The sequence below is a fragment of the Mesorhizobium sp. BR-1-1-10 genome (assembly GCF_020165595.1).
Classification (GTDB): domain Bacteria; phylum Pseudomonadota; class Alphaproteobacteria; order Rhizobiales; family Rhizobiaceae; genus Mesorhizobium; species Mesorhizobium australicum.
Window position 1 is genome coordinate 64,657 of the sequence record NZ_JAIUIL010000003.1, and the last position, 22,345, is coordinate 87,001.

A 22,345-nucleotide genomic window follows, 5' to 3' on the forward strand; every position below is an offset into this window, starting at 1 on the left:
ATGGTCGACGACAACGAACTCAGAAAGCTGCGCAATGCAGCGGTACCGGCGCCGGACGAGAGCGCGAAGGCACGCGCTTTCGAAGCTGCCCTGCGCGCCTATGATCAGGAAAATATTTCCGCCGTCACCCAAGGATCGGTTGGCGGCCTTCGTCTCACGGAGCGAGCACAAAAGCTCTGGAGCGAGATCATGCAAAAGAAACTCATTGCCACGCCGGCCCTTGCCGGGCTCGTCGCCCTGCCGATCGCTGGATACGCCACCTTCCATTTGCTGAGGGAACAACCGTCGCCGTTCGGCGGCGACGAGAAGATCACCGAGACGCTGGCCGACAAGCCGGCGACGCAGAAGCCAACCGTCGCCGAGCCGAAACAGGCTCCCACGGCGCTGGAGAAGGACAAGAAGGCAGACTTGGATGTGGAAAGCCGCGACGCCAGCGATGCACTTGCGCCGGCCGCACCGCCGAACTCCGAATCGGATGCCGCCGGTGGCGCAGCACAACCGGGCGCGCCGGTGAGCCCGACTGTATCGTCGAGGTTTGACCTAAAGACCTACAGCGGCAAGGAGGTGGAGTATGGGACTTTGCCAACCTCCAGGCCGGCCCCCGCACCCAGCGGCGAGGTTTCACGGGAGAGTGCCGGCCTCATGCCAAACGCGCCTAATGCCGCGCGGGCCAATCGCGTCCAGGGAGCCGAGCCCAAGCTTATGGCCCCGCAGCAGCCGGCGGCCATCCCGGCCGACCAGATCGCGCCGCAGGAGGAAAACCGCGATCGCGTCCAGGATTTCAAGACCAATCCCGTGCATGCGGCACTGCAAGACCCGGTCTCGACCTTCTCGATCGATGTCGACACCGCGTCCTATTCCTTCGTGCGCGGCTCGCTGAAGCAGGGCTACCTGCCGCAAGCCGACGCGGTCCGCGTCGAGGAGATGATCAATTACTTCCCTTATGACTGGAAGGGGCCGGAATCGGCCTCAACGCCGTTCAACTCGACCGTCAGCGTCATGCCGACGCCGTGGAACGCGCACACCAAGCTGATGCACGTCGCCATCAAGGGTTTCGACATCAAGCCGACCGAGCAGCCGAAGGCCAATCTGGTCTTCCTGATCGACGTGTCGGGCTCGATGGACGAACCGGACAAGCTGCCGCTGCTCAAGTCGGCGTTCCGGCTGCTGGTCAGCAAGCTGAAGGCCGACGACACCATCTCGATCGTCACCTATGCGGGCGATGCCGGCACCGTGCTGATGCCGACAAAGGTTGCCGAGAAGGACAAGATCCTCAATGCCGTCGACAATCTGCAGCCCGGTGGCTCGACGGCAGGCGAGGCCGGCATCAAGGAAGCCTACAAGCTTGCCCAGCAGTCCTTCATCAAGGATGGCGTCAACCGAGTGATGCTTGCCACTGACGGCGACTTCAATGTCGGCCAGACCGATGATGATGACCTGAAGCGGCTGATCGAGAGCGAACGCAAGACCGGCGTGTTTCTGTCGGTGTTCGGCTTCGGCCGCGGCAATCTGAACGATGAAATGATGCAGACCATTGCCCAGAACGGCAACGGCACCGCCGCCTATATCGACACGCTGGCCGAGGCCGAGAAGGTGCTGGTCGAAGATGCCTCCTCGACGCTGTTCACCATCGCCAAGGACGTCAAGATCCAGGTCGAGTTCAACCCGGACAAGGTGTCGGAATACCGGCTGATCGGCTACGAGACCCGGGCGCTCAACCGCGAGGATTTCAACAATGACCGCGTCGATGCCGGCGATATCGGCTCGGGCCATTCGGTCACCGCGATCTACGAGATCACGCCCAAAGGCGGTGGCGGCGAGCAGATCGATCCGCTGCGCTACGGCCAGGCGACGGTCAACAATGGCGGTGTCGTCAATGCGGACGAATATGCCTTCGTCAAGATCCGCTACAAGCTGCCCAACGAGGACGTCTCAAAGCTGATCACCACGCCGGTGACCTCGGCCAACGAGGTCGCGTCCTTCGATCAGGCCAGTACCGACCAGCGTTTCTCCGTAGCCGTCGCGGCCTTCGGCCAGAAGCTGCGCGACGAGGATGCGACCGCGAAGTTCGGCTACGACAAGATCATGGAGATTGCCACTGCCGCCCGAGGAGCCGACCCGTTTGGGTACAGGTCCGAGTTCCTTTCGCTTGTGCGCCTTGCCTCGGCGCTGGGCGGCAACCGGTAGTGGCGATGACGGCCGGTTTCTTTCAGATGATGGGATCGTTCTGATAACCGGCCCACGGGCGGTGAGGCAGGCCGGCGAGGGATCTTTGCCCTTGCCGGCCTTTTTTTCGTTGCGCCATGGTCGTCCACCACCCATTCTGGCGGGAGGAAGGCAGAGAGCAATGAAGAGACGTATTATCCTGGTGCGGCACGGCGACGAACCTGCCGACGACCGTGTGTTCGCCTACCTCCAGCAAAGCGGCTACCAGCCCGTCTTGCGTCGAGCCTATGCCGGAGAGGCGCTGGAGGCGGATGAGGATGTCGCGGGCGGCGTGGTCTACGGCGGAATGTACAATGTCTACGACACGTCACTGCATCCATTCTTGGTGAACGAGTACCGATTTATCGACTTCTGCATGAGTTCCGATATCCCCTTGCTCGGCATCTGCCAAGGCGCGCAGCAGATCGACTGGCATCGCGGTGCTCATGTCGGTCCGCCGGTGAGCGGCGTGCATGAATTTGGCTGCTATCCACTCTACCCGACAGCGGGAGCGGAGGATTTTCTGTCCGAGCCGATCCATGTCACGCAATCACACTGGCACGGCTTTGATTTGCCTGAAGGCGCCCAGCACCTTGCTTCGAGCGCCTCGTTTCCCAACCAGGCTTTTCGCATCGGTGATAAGATCTACGGATTGCAGTTCCACGCGGAAGTCACGCGTACAGGTTTTCGACGTGTACAGGACCGCCCGACCGCGAACTATGACAAGCCGGGCGCGCAGACGCGTGAAGAACAGGATCGTCTTATGAGCCTGCATGATGCAGCGCAGGCCGCCTGGTTCAACGGGTTCCTGCGTAAACTTTTTCCGCCTTTGATCTAGCTGGTCGACGACGATACTGCCGCAAGATTGGAGCGACCCGCACGGGATCGTTAAATTGCTCGGCATTTCCGGTACCGGATCGCAATTTCCTCTCGCTACACCGGTCATGTCTAAGGCTTGAGGGAGCCGGAATTGAAAATCACAACCATCGCCAACCCGACTCCGCCGGCACGGGACGCTTCGGCGAGTTTATCAGCCCCGTCAGCCGAATCCAGACGCATGAGCGACGATGTCGCGCAGGCGCGCCACACCGCCATGTCGGCGCTGACCAATGACCGCTTCCGCGTCATGCTGGAGCAGATTTCCGATCCGAGCGCATCCGGTGCGCTGGCAACAATGCGCGGCGACAACGTGGTCGATTTCCAGTCGGCGCAGTCAAGCTACGCCGACAACAGCGAATAACCGCAAAAAGAAATCGCCTCAGGCGCGGCTGCGCCGCCGCTCGCGGCGGGCTTCGCTGGTCTCGGCGGTGTTTGCCGTCGCCACCTTGTTGCGCATCGAGCCAATGCGCTCGACGATTTTTTCGACGGTCGGGCGATCCGCCCTGGTGTGGGCGTCGAGCGCCTTGCGCATCGCGGCCAGATGCTGGAACGAGGTGCCGCAGCAGCCACCGATGATCTTGGCTCCGCCATCCACGGCGAGCCGGACATAATCGGCCATCAGTTCCGGCGTACCGGAATAGTGGATCTCGGTGCCACGGAATTCGGGAATGCCGCAATTGCCCTTGACGATGACAGTCGCCTCCGGCTTGGCCTCGGTCATGTCGAGCAGCGAGGCCAGGATGTCGGAAGCGCCGACGCCGCAATTGGCGCCAACCCCGAGCGGCGCTTGCGACAGGCCGTCGGCGACGCCGTGGATGTCTTTCGGCAGCAGGCCCATCATGGTGCGGCCGGCGGTGTCGAACGAGCCGGTATAGGTGTAGGGCAGGCCGACGCGGATGGCGGCTTCGGCCGCCGCGCGGATCTCGTCGGGCGCCGACATCGTCTCGATCCAGGCGACTTCGGCGCCACCTTCCTTGAGACCTTCGATCTGCTCGGCAAAGGCGTCGACCGCTTCGTCATAGGTCATGGCACCAAGCGGCACCAGCAGTTCCCCTGTCGGACCGACCGAGCCGGCGACGATCACCTTGCGGCCGGCCTTGTCGGCGACAGCGCGGGCGATCTCGGCCGCGCGCTTGTTCAGCGCATGCACGCGGTCCTGCGCATGGTGCAGTTTCAGCCGGTGGCGGGTGCCGCCGAACGAGTTGGTCAGGATGATGTCGGCGCCGGCGTCGACGAAATTCTGGTGCAGGCTGGTGATGGTGTCGGGCGCGGTTTCGTTCAGCAGTTCCGGCGCCTCGCCGGCCTCCAGACCCATGGCGAACAAATTGGTGCCCGTGGCGCCATCGGCCAGCAGCACACCCTTTTCAGCCAGCAGCGCATCGATCGGATTGCTCGTCGTCATCGGATTGGCTTTCGTGTCCTGGAATTCGAACCGTGTCTTGGAATTCGAACATGTCTGGGAATTCGAATAAGGATATAAAGAAGTCTTTATGTCCAGTCAATGAAAATGCGGTGCTGAGCGCTCAGGCAGAGCCTGATGCGAACGACATGTCGGCCAGGTTGCGCGCGAAGGCGGCCGCTTCGTGCGGATTGATGTCGGCGGCGCGGATCAGATTGTCGAAATGTTGGGTCAGGGCCTGGACCGGCTGGGTGGCGTTCAGCACCACATACATGTCGCCGACATAGATCGCCGCGCGATAGGGGCCGAATATGGTCAGCGGGATCGAATAGCGCATGCGGCCATCATAAAGGAACAGGCGGAAGGTCGGGTAGAGGTCGTCGAGCAGCGTCGCCATATGGGCAAGCTGCTGCTGGCGGTCGGCCGCCGGGAAACGGTCCCACACACCGAGGCCGCGGGCGAAGATCTCCAACGTGTGGCGCGGCATGCAGACTTCCATGTCGGTTTCCGGCCGCCGGTTGTACTCGATGCGGTATTGCGTTTCGCTGGCCTGCGCCAGTCGGCTCCTGTTGGTGATGTTGGCTTCGTAGTCGACGAGCGCGTGGGTGCGCAGGAGATCGGGAATGCCAGCCGGCACATAGCGGATCTTGGTGCCCGCCGCTTCCGCGAACCATTTGGCGAGCAGCGTGCGGTCGAAACCGTCGGGCGCTTCCTCGATCTCCAGGCTCTCGCGGATTTCGCCGGTCACGCCCTCGTCCTGGCTAAGACCAAGCAGCCAGTCTAGCGACACTTTGAATTCGGCGGCGATGTTGAGCAAGGTTTCGGCGCGCGGCAGGCGGGTCGAGGCACCTGACATCAGTTGCGACAGCGCCGACCTGTCGATGCCGACTGCTGACGCGAAAGCCGACTGGTTGAGGTCGGAGCGTGTCAGGAGGAGCTTCAGACGCTCCCGGAAGATTGCCGACAGGTCGCGCTTGTCCATCATCTCACTCCTTGGATCGGGAGGAAAATTTTTCGCCGAAGCGGCCGAAGAAGCGCTTCAGGCGTAAACGAATCCCTAAGACTGTTTACAATGTATAACATATGCAGCCAAGAATGCGCAGACGCAACATTTTGTGCACTTTGTCGCGTTGAGTGGAATCATATCTCTTGACACAATGCTGTCAGGAACCGGTGGGGGTTCCGGCGACTGAGGACAGTGGTCGATAGCATGACTGGCAAGAGCATCCGTCGAAGCAGCAGATCGGCCATCGAATGGCCGACCGTGGTTCTCGCTTTCTTCTGCTACGGCACATGGTTGGCCGCCGGCTTCTTCCTCTGGCCGTCATATCCCATAGCTGCACTGATCGTCATGGCCGTCACGCTGGCATTGCAATCTTCTATCATGCACGAGGTGCTGCATGGTCACCCGACCCGCAACGGCCTCGTCAATGAAGCTTTCGTCTTCCTGCCGATCGGCCTTGCCTGGCCGTTCCGCCGTTTCAAGACCATTCACCTGCGCCACCACGCGGACGAGCGGCTGACCGATCCGCTCGACGATCCCGAGAGCTATTACCAGGCGCTCTGGATGCACGAAGAAATGCCGCCGCTGATGAAATTCGTGCTGAAGGTCAACAACACCATGGCCGGTCGCCTCGTCCTGGGGCCATGGCTGTCCTGCATCGGCTTCTTCATCGATGACGCCAAGCACGTGATTGCCGGAGACAAGGCGATCCGCAAGGCCTGGCTGCTGCATGCGATAGGCCTTGCCGTGGTGCTGCCGGTCGTGCAGTTCGGCTTCGGCATGCCGGTTTGGCTCTATGTGCTGGTGCCGGTCTGGCTCGGCCAGTCGCTGATCTCGATCCGCACCTATGCCGAGCACCAGTGGTCGGAGCATCCGGAAGGCCGCACGGTGATTGTCGAGCGCTCACCGCTGTCGTTCCTGTTCCTCAACAACAATCTGCACTTCGTCCATCACAAGAGCCCGACCATCGCCTGGTACCGGCTGCCGAAGCTGTTTCGTGACCGGCGTGAGGAATGGCTGCGGATGAACAATGGCTATGCCTATCCGAACTATTTCGCGCTGCTCAGATCCTATGCCTTCAAGGCCAAGGAGCCGATCGTGCATCCGGTTCTGCGGCGCGCGCCCGAGCCGGGCAGGGCGTTCAAGCCGCGCGTCAGGGCGCGCAGCATCAGTGGGCTTGGCAGCGCGCCGGTTCCCGCCGAACCGCCCAAGGAATAGTATCCGCGTGTAGAGTGGATAACGTGTCGGCCAATTCTGATTGGGCGCCGCGTTTTTGCGATCCTTTGTCCCGGCATGGTGGTTTGATATCGGCATGAGCGAATTGATTGCGGCGTTGCCGATGTATGACTGGCCGGAGGCGCGCGACGAGGTCGACGCCCAATGGGCGTGGTTGCGCGATTCATTCCGGCGAAGGGGTATCGATGCGCCGCAATCCATCGTGCGCCGCAATGGCGACCTGCCGCCGGTGCCGGGCGGCATTCGGGACGGTGAAGGTAAACTCGTCGCGCCCGATCCGGCGACGCTGCCGCCGGACGAACTCGATTTCCACAAGCTCTGGATGCATCCGGCGCTGCTGTTCGCGCAGACCTGCTGGGGGCCGATGGAACTCGGTCTGTCCCGGCATGTGCAGGTGGTCGGTCAGCCAAGCTATGAAGCCTATGAAGGCGGGCAGGGCGAACTTTATTCGAGCGCGCTGGTGATGCGTTCGGGCGAGGGGCCGGAGGTTCGGTCGCCCGCCGATGGCAGGGCCTTGCTGCCGCTCGATCTCATCCGGGGCAGGCGCTTCACCTTCAACAGCCTCGATTCCATGTCGGGCATCATCGCGCTGACGCGTGACCTGAAAGCGGCCGGCGAAAACCTGGACGTATTTTCATCGCGCAGCGAAAGCGGCGGCCATCGCGACTCGATCGTGGCGGTCGCGGAAGGCAAAGCGGATGTTGCCGCGATCGATTGCGAAAGCTGGGCGCTGGCACAGCGTTTCGAGCCGGCGGCGCGCAAGATCGTGATCGTCGGCTGGACGGGAAGGCGCAAAGGCTTGCCGTTCATCACCGCGATGACGACGCCGGAAAAGACCGTGCGGGCGATGCGTGAAGCCCTTGCCGGGCTAGCCGAGCAGCCTCGAATCCAACGGGTAGGTTGAAAGCTTTTCGTTGCCGGTGTCGGTGATCAGGATCTGTTCCTCGATCTTGACACCCTCGCGACCGCCAAGCCGGCCGATATAGCTCTCCACACACAGCACCATGCCCGGTTCCAGCACGCCGTCGGGTGTATCGGATGTCCAGTCGCTGGCATGCGGCAAGGTCGGATATTCGTCGGCCAGTCCGACGCCGTGGTAGAGCACGCCGTAGCGGGTTGGGAAGCAGTCTCCAGGCGGTACAGCCGAGCGTTCGACCAGTTCGCGAAACGAGACGCCGGGCTGCATCAAAGCGGTGTTGTACTCGATCTGGTCGGCGGCGATGCGGAACAGGTCGCGCTGTTCGTTGGTCGGCTTTGTATCGCCACAGAGCCAGGTGCGCGAGAGATCGGCGCAGAAGCCGTAGGGGCCGATCAAATCGGTATCGAAGGCGACGAGATCGCCGGCCTCTATGATCCGCGACGAGCATTCCTGGAACCACGGATTGGTGCGCGGCCCCGACGTCAGCAGCCGCGTCTCGATCCATTCGCCGCCGCGCGCGATGTTGCCGCGATGGAGTTGCGCCCACAATTCGTTTTCGGAGATACCAGGCTTGAGCGCCTGTTCCATCTCGCCCATCGCCGCCTCGCAAGCGATGATGGCGCGGCGCATGGCAAGGATTTCATCCGGCGACTTGATCAGCCGCGCGTTTTCCATCACCGCCTCGCCATTGCCGATGGAAATGCCGAGGCGGTGGAGTTCTTCAACGCCTTCCGGGTTGATGTGATCGACCGCGATGCGGTTGTTGCCGCCGCCATGCTCCCTGATCAAATCGGCGATACCGGCGGCCCAACGGCGGACTTTCTGCTCGGTCAGCTCGCCGCCATAAAGATACATCCACGACACGGCCGGCCGAACTTCGTCGACGATGCCGGAATGATCGGACAGGTGCTCGCAGGAAAAGTAGTCGAACAGCACCACCGGACCCTCGGTGGCGACGAAGCAATGCCGCGTCGGATTGTGCGCGACCCAGAGCTGCATGTTGGTCGAGTCGGTCGCATAGCGGATGTTGACGGGATCATAGAGCAAGGCGCCGGCGTAGCCGCGGCGCTTCAGCTCGGCGCGGATGCGCTCGAGCCGGTATTTTCGGATTGTCGGCAGGTCGGGCGCGCTAACACCCGCCGCCGCCCATTCCGCTTCGGCTTGCGCGCCATAGCCCAGCACATGCTGGTTGAGCGAAGCCGCCTTCTCGCGGGAGGCGTCGCGCAGCGCCTCGATCGAGCCTGATACAAACGGCATGATCTTGCGGTGTCGGCCGAAGCTTCCCTTTGGCGCCCCGCTGTCCATCCCGTCCTCAGGTCCGCATCTTCTCGCCGCTTGGGTCGAAGGGTGCCTCGACATTGATGCGGGCCGGACGCCGAGACCCAAGAATCTCGATCTCGAACAGCCCCGCGCTTTCATCCTCGGCAAGGGCGGCCGGCACATAGCCTTGCGCCATCGACTTTTGCACGTAGTGCGCATAGCCGCCCGATGTCACCCAGCCGACCACGCGCCAGTCGCCGTCGACGATGCCGCGCACGGCCGACGCGCCTTCGGCGGCCTTCGAGCCACGTATTTCCTTGCCCGACGTGTCGAAGCGCGGCGCGCCGTAGCCATGCGGCTTTTCAACCGTGCCGTAATCCTTGCCGACCTTGGCCCAGATCGGCTCGTCCCCCATCACGTCGGCATCGGCGGCATCGACGATGAAGGAGACGCGGCGCAGTTTCGGCCCTTGCGCCTGTTCCTTGGCGGCGGCTTCACGGCCGATGAAGTCGTTCTTCTCGAGCTTGATGAAGCGGTCCATGGAGCCTTCGAACGGCCCGTAGATCGGCCGCAACTCGCGGAACCAGGTCGGGAAATTCTTTTCCAGGCGCATCGACAGCAAGGCGCGCATGCCGAAATCGACGATCCCGAATTCCTCGCCAGCGTCCTTGATCGCCTTGTAGACAAGGCGCTCATAGGCTGGCGCCATCCAGATCTCGTAGCCGAGGTCACCGGTATAGGTAATGCGGTTGACCAGGCAGGGCGCGCCGCCGACCGCCATTTCGCGGAAATCCATGAAGCGGAACGCCTTGGTCGAGATGTCGACATCGACCAGCTTCTGCAGGAGGTCGCGCGATTTCGGGCCGGCGATCGACAGGCCGACCAGTGTCTGGTCGAAACGGTGGATGCGCACCGAACCATCCTTGGGCAGGTGCTTTTCGAACCAGCGCATGTGGTATTTCTGCGCTGCCGACGAGCCCCAGATCATGAAGCGGTCTTCACCGGCCTTGGCGATGGTAAAATCGCCGATCAGCTTGCCGAACTCGTTGATCATCGGTGTCAGCACGATGCGGCCGGTCTTCGGCATGCGGTTGGTCATCAGCCGGTTGAGGAACTCTTCCGCGCCCGGCCCCGACACTTCGTATTTGGCGAAGTTGGCGATCTCGGTGACGCCGACGCGCTCGCGCGTGGCGCGCACTTCCTCGCCGATCGGTTCAAAGTCGTTGGAGCGGTGGAAGGAGACGACGTCTTTCGGCTCGCTGCCCTTCGGCGCGAACCAGAGCGGGGTTTCGAGACCCCAGGAGTCGCCCATCACGGCATTGTTGGCGAGCATGGTGTCGTAGAGCGGCGTCGTCTGCGCCGGGCGGGCAGCCGGCAGTTCCTCGTTGGGGAAGCGGATCGAAAAGCGGCGCGAATAGTTTTCGCGCACCTTGGCATTGGTGTAGCGCAGCCCAGCCCATTCGCCGAAGCGGGCGACATCCATGCCCCAGACGTCGAATCCCGGATCGCCATGCACCATCCAGTTGGACAACGCCAGGCCGACGCCGCCGCCCTGGCTGAAGCCGGCCATGACGGCGCAGGCGCACCAGAAATTGGTCAGGCCCTGCACCGGGCCGACCAGCGGATTGCCGTCGAGCGCGAAGGTGAAGGGGCCGTTGATGATCTGCTTGATGCCGGCCTTTTCGATGCCGGGGAAATGCTTGAAGCCGATTTCCAGCGACGGCGCGATGCGGTCGAGATCGGGCGGCAGCAGTTCATGGCCGAAGTCCCATGGCGTGTTGACCGGCGACCACGGCTTGCAGGCCTTTTCATAGGTGCCGAGCAGGATGCCGTTGCGCTCCTGGCGGGTGTAGATCTCGCCCTTGAAGTCGAGCACACCGATCATTTCGCGGCCGGTCGACTTGTTGAACTCCTCGACCTCCGGCATCGGCTCGGTCAAGAGATACATGTGCTCCATGGCCAGCACCGGCAGCTCGATGCCGACCATGCGGCCGATCTCGCGCGCCCACAGGCCGCCGCAGTTGACGACATGTTCGGCGTGAACCGTGCCTTGTTCGGTGACGACGTTCCAGGTGCCGTCCGGCTGCTGTGTCAGGTCGACGACGCGGTTGCGCAGCACGATTTCGGCGCCGAGTTTTTTGGCCGCCTTGGAATAGGCAATGGTGGTCCCGGAGGGGTCGAGATGGCCTTCGACCGGATCCCACATGGCGCCGACGAAATTGGTCTCGTCCATCAGCGGGAACATCGCCTTGGCCTCGGACGGCGTGATCAGTTCGGTGTCCATGCCGAGATAGCGGCCCTTGGCGTGGGCAAGGCGCAGGAAGTCCATGCGCTCGGGCGTATCGGCCAACATCACGCCCCCGGTCAGGTGCAGCGAGCAGGACTGGCCCGAAATCTCCTCGATCTCTTTGTAAAGCTGGACCGTATAGGCCTGCAGCTTGGCGACGTTCGGATCGCCGTTCAGCGTATGGAAGCCGCCGGCCGCATGCCAGGACGAGCCGGAGGTGAGCTCCGAGCGCTCGATCAGCATGATGTCGGTCCAGCCGGTCTTGGCCAGGTGGTAGAGCACCGAGCAGCCGACGACACCGCCGCCAATGACAACCGCTTTTGCATGGGATTTCATGAGGATAGTTCCGTTTTTGAAGAGATTGAATCGGAGGAATGGGACACGAAGACAAAGCGGAGGTCGGATACAGCGATGTTTTCGATCAGCTTGCCGTCAAGCGCGGCAAGGATGGTTTCACAGACGGAAGTGCGATGTTTCACGACGTCATGGCTCCAAAGGCGCAGGATCGAATAGCCCTGAGCGCGCATGAAGTCGTCGCGGCGGCGGTCATAGGGACTGTCCGCATGCTGGTGTCCGTCGACTTCGACAACAAGCCATTTTTCGCGGCAGGCGAAGTCAGCGTAGTAGGGTTCGATAGAGAACTGTCGCGTGAACTTGTAGCCGCCAAGCTTGCGGGCTTTTAGTTCGAGCCAAAGCAGTGCTTCCGCTTGATTGTCGCCTTGCCTGAGTTTTCTGGCTCTCTGGGTTGTGCCTGTTTTTCGGCGACTGCGCGTTTGAGGAGCGCCTTCCCCCACTCCGTCGCTGCTTCGCAGCGCCACCTCTCCCCCCTCCGGAGGGAGAGGAAGGGAGCCAACTGGGCTAGGCTCGCGCTTTTCCTCTCCCCCGTCGATCGGGGGAGAGGTGTCGAGCGAAGCTCGACGGAGTGGGGGTCGACTATTCATCGAATCCATACGAATGATCGGCTCATCAAAATGAACACTGCCGCTCAAAAATCGGTCGGCGCGCCGCCTTCGGCTGTGCGCTTCGCAACAAAGGCGTTGAGCTCCTCGCGGATGGCGGGATCCATGTAGGGCTCGTCATAGGAGGCCAGCCGCTCCTTCCAAACCTTGTTGGCCTTTTCCATTGCCGTTGGCGAGCCGGCTTCCGCCCAGGTCTCGAAATTGCGCCAGTCCGAAAGGATGGGCGAATAAAACGCGGTCTTGTAGCGGTCCTGCGTGTGCTGGGTGCCGAAGAAGTGGCCGCCGGGGCCGACCGACTGGATGGCGTCGAAGCCGAGCGCTTCATCGGAAAGGTCAAGCGGGGTCAGGAATTCGGCCACCATCTGCAACAGGTCGATATCCAGAATGGTCTTCTCGTAGGAGCAGCGCAGGCCGCCTTCCAGCCAGCCGGCCGCATGCATCATCAGGTTGCCGCCGCCCTGCACCGCGCCCCACAGAGAGAACACGCTTTCATAGGCTGCCTGCGCATCGACGGTGTTGGCGGCGCAGGTGTTGGAGGTGCGGTAGGGGATGTTGTAGCGGCGGGCGAGCTGGCCCCCGACGAGCTGTGCCTTCATGTATTCGGGCGTGCCGAAGGCCGGCGAACCGGACTTCATGTCGACGTTAGAGGTGAAGCCGCCATAGCCGACCGGCGCGCCCTTCCTGACCATCTGGGCGAAGGCAATGCCGGACAGCGCCTCGGCATTCTGCTGCACCAGCGCGCCGGCGATGGTGACGGGCGCCATGGCGCCCGAGAGGGTGAAGGGCGTGACGATGACGACCTGGCCCTTGCTCGACATCTGGATGATGCCTTCCATCATCGGCACGTCGAGCTTGAGCGGCGAATTGGTGTTGATGATGGTGAAGACGGACGGTTCCGCGAGCAATTGCTCATGGCTGATGCCGCGCGCGATGCGGGTGATCTCGATGCCGTCGACATTGCGCTCCTTGCCGAGCGAATAGATGTGGAACACCTTGTCGGTCAGCGTGGCGAGGTCGCGGATGCATTCGAGATGGCGCACCGACGGGTGGATGTCAGTCGGCTCGACCGGATAGCCGCCCGTGCAATTCAGGATGTTGTGCATCTGCGCCAGCCGCAGGAAATTGCGATAATCCTGCTGGTTGCCGGGCCGGCGGCCACGATCGATGTCGGAGCAATTGGGCGCCGAGGCCATCATCGAGATGATCAGATTGTCACCGCCAAAGCGCACATTGTGCTCGGGGTTGCGGGCATGGATGGTGAATTCGGACGGGCAGTTCGACACCAGCTCCAGGATCATGTCGCTGTCGAAGCGCACGCGCTCCGAGCCCTCGCGTACGTCGGCGCCATGAGCCTTCATGATGCTGCGGGCTTCGTCGTGCAGGACGTCTACGCCAATCTCGCGCAACACCCGCAAGGAGGCGAGGTGGATCGATTCCAGCTCGTCCTCGGACACCAGCTTGGTCGGCGTCAGCGGATTTTTCAGTTGGCGGAAAGCCGGCTGCTCGAACGCGGCCGAGCCACCGGCGCGCTTGCCGGCGCGACCGCCGCGGCGGGCACGGTCGGGCGCCAATGCCGGTTCTGAGGGTTGTAGGACGGCGGTCATGATGGTCCTCGTAGGATGCGATAACGGGCGGCATAATGGACCGGCGCCCCTCCGGCCATTGCGGAGGCGGCGACCACTAGAGCGAGGGAAGCGACATGCCGGAACGGCAGCCAGGTGGCCGCGACTCCGCCCTGGCCACACCGGCGCGCCGGCAGGGTCTGCGTGAGGCTGTCGGATGGTGCAGATTTAAAGAGGCGTTACAGTACCGTCTTTTACTTCTGACATACTTGCGCGTTGAACTGCTTTTGGAGGGACGCCATGCCTGACGTCGTCAAAGTGCGTGCCGCGACAAACAACGAAGTCGCGTTCCTTTCCTGGGATGTTGACGGGATGATCCCAGGCTGCCTCGGTTTCGAGATCGTGCGCCTCTATCCCGATACAGGCGAGGAGCGTTGCCTTGCGTCCTGGGTGCCCTTCAAGGGTCAGCGCAATCCCCGATGGATTCCTCAGGATACCGGTGTCTGGCCGGTGCAGAAGACATTCTGGCGCGATCTGACTGTCAGGCGCCGCCGCGACAGCATAGACGTCAGGCCGGACGGCGAAATGATCGCCTACCGCGTGCGTCCCGTTGGCGACATGAAGGCGGGCCTCGATCCCGTGCCGGTGCGCCCCGATCAGGTCGTCGACGGCAAACCCGCCTATACCGGACCGGCGCGACCCCTTGGCTATCTTGGGCAGGGCGCGGTCAGTCCGCCAATCTTCCTGGGCCAAATGTTCGGCAAGGCACGCGTTGCCTTCACCAACGGCGTGCTTTCGACGCAATGGATGTCGCATGCGCTGGCGGAAGCCGGCATCAAGGTCGGCCAGCGCGACAAGATCAGGGCGCTGCTGCAAGACCCGACCAGCAAGATCCGCGCCTATCTGCATGGCGACGTGCCTGACGTGCTGACCAGCCTGTTGAAACGGGCCAAGGCCGAAGGCGGCACGGTCAGGCTTGCGCTCTATGAGCTCGGCGACGACGAATTGTGCGACGCCATCATCGCAGCCAGGGATGTAGTCGAAGTCATCCTCTCCAATTCCGGCAGGGATGACCAGACCAAGGCCTGGGATGCCGGCAACGCACCCTACAGGAAGCGTTTGCACGATGCGGGCGTCGTGGTGACGGACCGCCTGTTCAACAACAACCATATCGGCCACAACAAGTTCGTCGTCTACCGCGACACCCAGGGCAATCCGCAAGCGGTCATGACCGGCAGTACCAACTGGACGTCGACTGGCATATGCGGCCAGTCCAACAACGCTTTTGTTCGCGACGATCCGGCGATGGCGGAGGTGTTCGACGCCTATTGGGAACGCATGAAAGCCGATGTGTTTCCGCCACCGGCTTCCGAAAGTGCTGCCGGCCACGTCGCGCAGACGCAGGGCGTGCCGTTCCGCAAGGAGAACCACATGCCAAACCCCCTCAACGGCGCCTCGGTGGGGTTGGACGGCATAACGGTGTGGTTTTCGCCCAACGACCCGAACCGCAACAAGAAGGACATTTCGGTGCGTCCGGTCGACCTCCAGGACGTCTTTGCCCGCATCAAAGCGGCGAAGCGGGCCGTGCTGTTCCTGGTGTTCAACCCTTCGCTGCTCGGCGAAAATTCGATCGTGGACCAGGCGGTTGCGGCGGCGAAAGCCGATCCGAACCTCATCGTGCAGGGCGCGATCAGCGACGAGACGGCCATGCCCAACTATGTCGCTCCCACCAAGGATCCGGTCACCCACAAGTCGAACAAGGACGGCAAGTCGCCCTTTGTCTATCCGGAGAAAGTCTGGGAGGCCCCGAATGTCTCCATCGTACGGGCGGCGAACCTGACCGGGGCCACGATCGCGACGGATTTCCAGGCCGAAGTGCTCACCGTCGGCCACGCGATCGTGCACGATAAGATCGTTATCATCGATCCGATGGAGGACAACGCCACCGTCATTACCGGCAGCCATAACCTCGGTTACAAGGCTTCCTACGAAAACGACGAGAATCTGGTCATCGTGGAAGGCGACAAGACCTTTGCCGCGGCCTATGCCGTGCACATGCTCGACGTCTTCGACCACTATAAGTTCCGGGCCTGGCGCAGGACGATCGGCAAGGGCCCTTCCGATGCTGACGGGATTGCCATCGACGACAAGTGGCTGAAGCCCTATGCGGACGGCAAGAAAGGCGCAATCGCCCGCTACTTCCCGTAGCCATCGCGTTCTGTATCCAAGGTTCGTTCATCCGGGCCGATGGCGTCGGCCGGTCGGTCGATTTCCTTGGTGCAAGCGGATCTCCGGTTCGGCTCTTCCTTTCCTCTGGTCGAACCAGTAGCTAGTCGTGCTTGCTGGCCGATGGCCGCATTGACATGGATGACGGCATGGTCGCGACCGGCTCGAGCGAAGGCGAAGCGGGAACGCAATGGGCGGCGCTCGCGGGCGTCACCGCCGCATTAGCCATGTTCGGAGCGGCGCAAGGGTTGAGCTCGCCGCTGTTTACGCTCCTGATGCAGAAGCAAGGCATGTCGCCCGCCCTGATCGGCTTGTCGGCGGCGATGATGCCGGTTGGCCTGATTCTGTCGGCCTCTTTCGTGCCGGCTGCCGTGCGGCTGGTCGGGGCGCGAAACCTGGCGGTTGGCTGCTCGCTGATTGGGGCGATGTGCTTCCTGGCCATCTTCTGTCTGCAAGACTGGGTTGCCTGGTACGTCATCCGATTCATCATCGGCATCGTCATCAACCCGCTCTATGTGCTGGGCGAAGTCTGGGCGCTGTCGCTGGCGCCGCCGTCGCGGCGCGGGCGAGTGATGGGCGTGTTCAACACACTGATGGGCGCCGGCTATGCCGCCGGCCCCTTTACGCTCACTCTGGTCGGTATCGAGGGCTGGGCTCCCTTCAGCGTCGGCATCGTCGGTTTCCTGCTCTGTGCCGTCATTTTGCGCCTTGTCTCCTCGAAGCTCGCCGGTTTCGAGGATGACGGCCAGCCTGCCGGCAGCTTTGTCGGTTTTGCCCGGCTGGCGCCGGCGCTGCTGCTGGCGGTGCTGGTCTCGGCCGCCGTCCAGCAAAGCACCTATGCCCTGGTTCCCGTGTTTGGGGCCGGCTATGGCTTGCCCGAGGCGGTGCTCGCCGCGCTGGTGATGTCGCTGTCGCTGGGCAACATCCTTCTGCAGATCCCGCTCGGCCTGCTCGCCGAACGCTTCGGTGGCCGACCGATGATCCTGGCCTGCGCGGTGGCGACGACCGTTTGCGCTGTTCTGCTCCCGCTGCTGATTACCACACAGCTGATCTGGGGCGTGCTTCTGGTGATGGGCGCGGTGGGCTACGGTGTCTATACGATGGCGCTGGTCGAACTCGGCAGCCGCTTCAGAGGTTCGCTGCTGGTCACCGGCAATGCGGCGTTCGCCTTGCTATGGGGTGTCGGCGGTATCGTTGGTCCGCCGGGCGCGGGCCTGCTGATGCAGGCGATCGGGCCGGTGGGTTTGCCAACCGTGATCATTGGCCTCGACGCTTTGCTGGTCGCCTTCGCGCTTTATAGATCGGCCAGCCGCGCAGGCTCCTGACAGGGTTTGGCTGGAGCCGGGCATCCGTCCGGGCCGCGGGGCTTACCGCCGCCGGGCCGAACCGCTAAGTCTGCAACCGCGACAGCGTTATGGATCATGGACCTGGTGGACACGAGAAGCGACGAGACGATGCGATGGGCAGCGATCACCGGTGTGATCGCGACCGTGTCCGTTTTCGCCATCGCGCAGGGCCTGTCCTATCCGCTGCTGAGCTTCATCCTGCAGCGCCAGGGTGTCTCGCCCGCGATGATCGGCCTGTCGGCGGCGATGACGCCGATCGGGTTCATCGTCTCGTCGCCAATTATTCCAGCGCTGGCGAGGCGGTTCGGAGCAGGGCGCACGGCCCTCACTTGCGCGGCGCTTTCAGCTGTCGTGCTGGCGCTGATCGGCTGGACGCAGAACGTCTATCTCTGGTTTCCGCTGCGCTTGCTGATCGGCGCCGTGACCAACCCGCTCTATGTGCTCAGCGAAATCTGGGTAATCGCGCTGGCGCCGCCGGCCCGGCGCGGCCGCATCATGGGCCTCTATTCGACGATCATTTCGGCCGGCTTCGCCTCCGGCCCGCTCTGCCTGCTCGCCGTTGGCACAGAAGGCTGGCCGCCGTTCCTTGTTGGCATTGGCGCCTTCGTGCTCTGCGGCATCTGCCTGGCGTCGGTTCTGCCACGGCTGCCCAGAGTAGACGAGGCCGGGCATCAGGTTTCGGTGATGGCTTTCATGCCGCTCGCATGGCTGCTTCTGTCGGCGGTGGTCGTAGCCGCGGGCTTCGAGCAGGCGGTGCTGGCGCTGCTGCCCGTCTACGGCACGCATCATGGCATCGCGGAGGCTCGCATGTCGGCGCTGCTGTCGGTCATGATCGCCGGCAACATCGCCATGCAGGTTCCGCTTGGCCTGCTGGCCGAGCGGCTGACGGCCCGTTTCGTGCGCTTCATCTGCGTCCTGCTGACGCTGTTTGGCTGCGTGCTTTTGCCAATGCTGATCGAAACGCCGCTGATCTGGCCTTGCGTCTTCGTCTGGGGAGCTGTGTCCTACGGCATCTACACGATGTCCATCATCGAACTTGGCGAGCGCTTCACCGGTTCGGCGCTGGTTGCCGGCAATGCGGCATTCTCCCTGATGTGGGGTGTCGGCGGCATTGTCGTCCCGCCGCTAGCGGGCGGCATAATGGATGTGACCGGTGCGAGCGGCCTGCCGCTGACGCTCGGCGCGATCTGCGCCGCGCTTGCGTTGGCGACGATTATCCGTCGGCGGGTGCGGTGAAGCAACGCCGCAAGGGCCGCGAAAGGCCGTATCGCACCTTGAATGTCAGCGCCGCCAACGCAATGTAGGCGAAGCCGTTCAAAATCCCGGAGACCTGCATGACCGCTTCGACAACCAGAGCCCAGCCCTTTCAGAAGACCGGCGATCCGTTCCTCTGGCTGGAGGACAGGACAAGCAAGGAATCGCTCGACTGGGTGCATCGCCAGAACGAGGTCACGGTGGCGGAATTGCAGGGCGATCCATCCTATCAGGCGTCGTTCCAGACGGCGCTCGACCTGATGACGGCCGAGGACAATATCGCGGTTGGCGCGGCGATCGCCGGTCATGTCTACAATTTCTGGCAGGACAAGACCAATGCGCTCGGCCTGTGGCGCCGCACGACAGTCGCTTCCTACAAGACCGACAAGCCCGACTGGGAGACAATCATCGACTTCGACCAGCTGGCTGCGAGGGAGGGGATAAAATGGGTGTTCGGCGGCGCCGTCAGGCTCTACCCCGATTTCAACCGCTGCCTGGTCTCGATGTCGCCCGATGGCGGTGACGCCAGCGCGATGCGCGAGTTCGACATCGCGGCCAAGTCCTTCGTGGAAGGCGGTTTTCAGGCGCCGGCGTCGAAATCGGGCTTCGGCTGGCTGGACGAGGATACGGTCATCATCTCGGCCGCTTTCGAAGAGGCCGACAAGACAGAATCCGGCTATCCGCGCGTGGTCAAGCTCTGGAAGCGCGGCACCAGGCTGGAAGAGGCGACCCCGATCTTCGAGGCAGAGATCGAGGATCTTGCCGTTGGCGCCGGTGTCGAGTTCGACGGCGAGAAGCGTCACCTGTTTCTGGCGCGGACACTCAACTTCTTCGCATCGCACAGTTTCCTGCGCCTGCCTTCGGGCGAGAACCGCCGCATCCCGCTGCCCGACGACGTCACCGACACCTCGCTCTTTAGGGATCAACTGGTGTTCGGGGTGCGCACGCCATGGACGGCGCCGGACGGCACCGCATGCCAGCCGGACGGGCTTTACTCCTTCGACTTCGCGCATTGGATCGAAACCGGCGGTTTTGGCGCCATCGAAACCTTGTTGGCGCCGGCGCATCGGGTTTCCATTGCCGGGCTCGCAAGAACGCAGGACCGCCTGTTCATCAGCTTGATGGACAATGTGCGCGGCAAGGTTCTCGTCTGCGAGCGCGAGCGCGGCGCCTGGTCGCTGAAACCCATCGCGCTGCCTGAAAACGGCACTGTCGGCATCAGCCATGCCGAGCATTTCGGCTCCACCGTCTCCTTTTCCTTCACCGATTTCCTGACGCCAAGCTCGATCATCTGGTCCGATGACAATGGCGAGACGCTGGCGACCGTGAAATCGCAGCCGGCCCGCTTCGATGCCTCGCCGCTGATCTCGGAGCAGTTCGAGGCGCGCTCGAAGGACGGCACGATGATCCCTTATTTCGTCGTCAGGCGGCGCGACCAGAACGGTCCGGTGCCGACGCTACTCTACGGCTATGGCGGTTTCGAAGTGCCGCTGTTGCCCGGCTATGCCGGCGTGCGCGGCAAGCTATGGCTGGAGAAAGGCAATGCCTATGTGCAGGCCTGCATTCGCGGCGGCGGCGAGTTCGGACCGGCCTGGCACCAGGCGGCGCTGAAAGGCAAACGCCAGAACGGGTTTGATGATTTCGCGGCAGTGGCGCAGGACGTCGTCAGGCGCGGTATCGCCACGGCTCAATCGCTTGGCATCCAGGGCGGCTCCAATGGCGGCCTGCTGACCGGCGCTTCCCTGACGCAGCATCCCGAGCTTTTCGGCGCCGTCATCATCGAGGTGCCACTGCTCGACATGCTGCGCTACACCGAATTGCCGCCGGGCGCTTCGTGGATGGCCGAATATGGCGATCCGTCGAAGCCGGAAGACGCCAAGTGGCTTTCCGCCTATTCGCCCTATCAACATGTCAAGGCCGATGCCGGCTATCCGCCGGTGCTCTTGACGACCTCGACCGCCGACGACCGGGTTCACCCCGGCCATGCGCGCAAGATGGCGGCCCGCCTGCAGGAGGCAGGACACGGCAGGACGCTGTTCTTCGAGGAGACCGAGGGCGGACATGGCGGGCGCGGCGACCGCCGACCGCAGGCGGCGCAGACGGCGATGAAGTATGTCTTCCTGCAGCGGGCACTGGGCGGAAAAGCCTGACCTCATTCCATGGCACCCCTGAGCAAAGGGTGGTTCACCTCGACCGCCCTTTGCTCTAAGGTACCTTCATGGCTCTCGCTAGACTATCAGCTCGCGCATTCCGGGTCGCGGTGACACCGTCGTCACGCACGCTCCGCGCCGAGCTTTTGCGGCTGTGCGCCCGCATCGGCTATTCGCCGCCTGCCGTCCTCTGACGAATTCGCCCCGGCACCGCCGGAATGATTTCAGAGGAAAGACCAAATCAATGACCTACCAGAATTATTCGCTGAAGCAGCTTCAGCAGATCGACGCCGCGCATCACCTGCATCCCTTCACCGATCATAAGGAGCTGCGTGAGGCAGGCGCGCGCGTCATCACCCGCGCCAATGGCCCGTTCATCTACGATTCCGAAGGGACGGAACTGCTGGACGGCATGGCCGGCCTGTGGTGCGTCAATATCGGCTACGGCCGCGACGAGCTGGCCGAGGCCGCCTATGCACAGATGAAGGAACTGCCTTACTACAATTCCTTCTTCAAATGCTCCACGCCGACGCCGGTGCTGTTGTCGAAGAAGCTGGCCGAGATCGCACCACGCAACGTGAACCAGGTGTTTTACGGCTCGTCCGGTTCGGAGGCCAACGACACCGCCTTGCGCCTAGTGCGCCATTACTGGGTGCTTGAGGGCAAGCCGGAGAAGAACCGCGTCATCTCGCGCAAGATGGCCTATCACGGCTCGACCATTGCCGGCACTTCGCTCGGTGGCATGGATGCCATGCACAAGCAGCTCAACGGTGCGGTGCCCAACATCGTCCATGTGATGATGCCCTATGCCTACGAGCTGGCTCTGCCGGGTGAAAGCGACCACGATTTCGGCCTGCGCGCGGCAAAGTCCGTCGAGGATGCCATCCTCGAGGCCGGTGCCGACAAGGTCGCGGCCTTCATCGGCGAGCCGGTGATGGGCGCGGGCGGCGTCAAGATACCGCCGGCGAGCTACTGGCCCGAAGTGCAGCGCATCTGCCGCAAATACGATGTGCTTTTGATGCTGGACGAGGTCATTACCGGCTATGGCCGCACAGGTGAGTGGTTCGCGGCGCAGACCTTCGGCATCGAAGCGGACACCATCACCACGGCCAAGGCGCTGACCTCGGGCTATCAGCCTCTTTCGGCGCTGCTGGTTGGCGACCGCATTGCCTCGACGCTGGTCGAGAAGGGCGGCGAATTCAACCATGGCTACACCTATTCGGGGCACCCAGTGGCTTGCGCTGTGGCCTTGAAGAACCTGGAGATCATCGAGAGGGAAGGGCTGGTCGACCGTGTCAGGAACGACACCGGACCTTATTTCGCTAGCGCATTGCAGGAGCGTATTGCCGGGCATGATCTGGTCGGCGAAGTGCGCTCGATCGGCCTGATGGGCGCGATCGAGATCGTCAAGGACAAGGCGACGAAGGAGCGCTTCCTGCCGTCGGGAAGTGCCGCGGTGACGGTGCGCGACCACGCCATCGCCAACGGCATGATGCTGCGGGCCACCGGCGATACGATGATCCTGTCGCCGCCGCTGATCTGGACCCGCGATACGATCGACATGGCTTGCGAGCGCATCGGCAAGGCGCTCGACCTGGCACAGGCGGACCTGCGCAAGCGATAGGAGCAAACCTCGATTGGGCGTTTCTGCGAAGAAACG

The 22,345-nt window shown here is 62.8% G+C and carries 16 protein-coding genes; 10 read left to right on the forward strand and 6 right to left on the reverse strand.

What is annotated here, in order from left to right; genetic code table 11:
• From LB555_RS06195 to LB555_RS06205, 3 genes are all read left to right on the forward strand, one after another.
• Positions 1-2,187, forward strand: a complete 2,187-nt coding sequence (locus LB555_RS06195; RefSeq protein WP_224682475.1) for a VWA domain-containing protein — start codon at positions 1-3, stop codon at positions 2,185-2,187.
• 160 nt (positions 2,188-2,347) lie between these two features.
• Positions 2,348-3,043, forward strand: coding sequence for a glutamine amidotransferase-related protein (locus LB555_RS06200; protein WP_224682476.1), 696 nt, complete (start codon positions 2,348-2,350; stop codon positions 3,041-3,043).
• A 219-nt stretch (positions 3,044-3,262) separates the two neighbouring features.
• Positions 3,263-3,445, forward strand: coding sequence for a hypothetical protein (locus LB555_RS06205; RefSeq protein ID WP_224623363.1), 183 nt, complete (start codon positions 3,263-3,265; stop codon positions 3,443-3,445).
• A gap of 18 nt (positions 3,446-3,463) precedes the next feature.
• Here LB555_RS06205 and bmt read toward each other — a convergent pair whose 3' ends face one another.
• Both bmt and LB555_RS06215 read right to left on the reverse strand, forming a co-directional pair.
• Entirely contained in the window at positions 3,464-4,486 is a 1,023-nt protein-coding gene (gene bmt / locus LB555_RS06210) for a betaine--homocysteine S-methyltransferase (protein ID WP_224682477.1), read from the reverse strand.
• A gap of 121 nt (positions 4,487-4,607) precedes the next feature.
• The gene (locus LB555_RS06215; protein ID WP_140615940.1) at positions 4,608-5,465 is read right to left on the reverse strand and encodes a helix-turn-helix domain-containing protein; all 858 of its coding nucleotides are present in this window, start codon (positions 5,463-5,465) and stop codon (positions 4,608-4,610) included.
• Between the two features lie 228 nt (positions 5,466-5,693).
• Between LB555_RS06215 and LB555_RS06220 the strand changes: the two genes are divergently transcribed.
• A complete protein-coding gene (locus LB555_RS06220) occupies positions 5,694-6,704 on the forward strand; it encodes a fatty acid desaturase (protein ID WP_181166283.1) in 1,011 nt (336 codons plus the stop codon).
• Positions 6,705-6,798: 94 nt separating this feature from the next.
• A complete protein-coding gene (locus LB555_RS06225; protein ID WP_224682478.1) occupies positions 6,799-7,626 on the forward strand; it encodes a phosphate/phosphite/phosphonate ABC transporter substrate-binding protein in 828 nt (275 codons plus the stop codon).
• Here the strand turns inward: LB555_RS06225 and LB555_RS06230 are convergent.
• The 4 genes from LB555_RS06230 to LB555_RS06245 form a co-directional block, all read right to left on the reverse strand.
• A complete protein-coding gene (locus LB555_RS06230) occupies positions 7,591-8,946 on the reverse strand; it encodes a M24 family metallopeptidase (RefSeq protein WP_224682479.1) in 1,356 nt (451 codons plus the stop codon). The two genes, LB555_RS06225 and LB555_RS06230, sit on opposite strands and share 36 nt — an antisense overlap.
• 7 nt (positions 8,947-8,953) lie before the next feature.
• Positions 8,954-11,524 (reverse strand): FAD-dependent oxidoreductase, encoded by a 2,571-nt coding sequence (locus LB555_RS06235; protein WP_224682480.1) that lies wholly within the window; start codon positions 11,522-11,524, stop codon positions 8,954-8,956.
• Positions 11,521-12,006 (reverse strand): endonuclease domain-containing protein, encoded by a 486-nt coding sequence (locus LB555_RS06240; RefSeq protein ID WP_015317443.1) that lies wholly within the window; start codon positions 12,004-12,006, stop codon positions 11,521-11,523. The genes LB555_RS06235 and LB555_RS06240 overlap by 4 nt, the downstream gene beginning before the upstream one ends.
• Before the next feature lie 167 nt (positions 12,007-12,173).
• On the reverse strand, positions 12,174-13,751 hold the full coding sequence (locus LB555_RS06245) for a trimethylamine methyltransferase family protein (protein ID WP_140661062.1): 1,578 nt from the start codon (positions 13,749-13,751) through the stop codon (positions 12,174-12,176).
• A gap of 258 nt (positions 13,752-14,009) precedes the next feature.
• Here LB555_RS06245 and LB555_RS06250 point away from each other — a divergent pair, with 258 nt between their 5' ends.
• The 5 genes from LB555_RS06250 to LB555_RS06270 all read left to right on the forward strand — a co-directional run bounded on the left by LB555_RS06250 (position 14,010) and on the right by LB555_RS06270 (position 22,309).
• Complete coding sequence (locus tag LB555_RS06250; RefSeq protein WP_224682481.1) at positions 14,010-15,917, forward strand: phospholipase D-like domain-containing protein; 1,908 nt, start codon at positions 14,010-14,012, stop codon at positions 15,915-15,917.
• Positions 15,918-16,084: 167 nt separating this feature from the next.
• Positions 16,085-17,260 (forward strand): MFS transporter, encoded by a 1,176-nt coding sequence (locus LB555_RS06255; RefSeq protein ID WP_140873557.1) that lies wholly within the window; start codon positions 16,085-16,087, stop codon positions 17,258-17,260.
• Positions 17,261-17,356: 96 nt separating this feature from the next.
• On the forward strand, positions 17,357-18,517 hold the full coding sequence (locus LB555_RS06260; protein WP_224682482.1) for an MFS transporter: 1,161 nt from the start codon (positions 17,357-17,359) through the stop codon (positions 18,515-18,517).
• A gap of 98 nt (positions 18,518-18,615) precedes the next feature.
• Positions 18,616-20,685, forward strand: coding sequence for a prolyl oligopeptidase family serine peptidase (locus LB555_RS06265; RefSeq protein ID WP_224523119.1), 2,070 nt, complete (start codon positions 18,616-18,618; stop codon positions 20,683-20,685).
• Positions 20,686-20,929: 244 nt separating this feature from the next.
• On the forward strand, positions 20,930-22,309 hold the full coding sequence (locus LB555_RS06270) for an aspartate aminotransferase family protein (RefSeq protein ID WP_015317449.1): 1,380 nt from the start codon (positions 20,930-20,932) through the stop codon (positions 22,307-22,309).
• The last annotated feature ends 36 nt before the right edge of the window (positions 22,310-22,345 follow it).